A 664-nucleotide genomic window follows, 5' to 3' on the forward strand; every position below is an offset into this window, starting at 1 on the left:
GGGCGGGAGTGCGTGGTCGTCGCCAACGACGCCACCGTGAAGGGCGGAACCTATTACCCGCTGACGGTGAAGAAGCATCTGCGCGCCCAGGAGGTCGCGCTGCACAATCGGCTGCCCTGCATCTATCTGGTGGATTCGGGCGGGGCCTTCCTGCCGTTGCAGGACCAGGTCTTCCCGGATCGGGAGCATTTCGGGCGCATCTTCTACAACCAGGCGCGGATGTCGTCGCTCGGCATCGCCCAGATCGCCGCGGTGCTGGGGTCCTGCACGGCCGGCGGCGCCTACGTCCCCGCGATGGCGGACGAGACGGTCATCGTCCGCGACCAGGGGACGATCTTCCTGGGCGGCCCGCCGTTGGTGAAGGCCGCGACCGGCGAGGTGGTGACGGCCGAGGAGCTCGGCGGCGGCCTGCTGCACGCGCGCACGTCGGGGGTGACCGACCACTTGGCCGAGGACGACTCGCACGCCCTGCGAATCGTCCGGTCGATCGTGGCGAGCCTGGCGCCGCGGGTGCCCCAGCCGTGGGCGGTCGAACCGGTCGAGGAGCCCGCCGTGGACCCGGCCGGTCTGTACGCGGCGGTGCCGACGGATTCGCGCACGCCGTATGACGTGCGGGAGGTGATTGCGCGGATCGTGGATGGGAGTCGGTTCGCGGAGTTCAAGC

1 protein-coding gene is annotated in these 664 nt (G+C 70.5%); it reads left to right on the plus strand.

Translation table 11 applies throughout. The features are described from left to right. Positions 1–664 (plus strand): carboxyl transferase domain-containing protein (locus NBZ83_RS32485; protein ID WP_308203857.1); only part of this gene is annotated, 664 nt, incomplete at both ends.

The sequence above is a fragment of the Frankia gtarii genome (assembly GCF_025403375.1).
Taxonomy (GTDB): Bacteria; Actinomycetota; Actinomycetes; order Frankiales; family Frankiaceae; genus Frankia; species Frankia gtarii.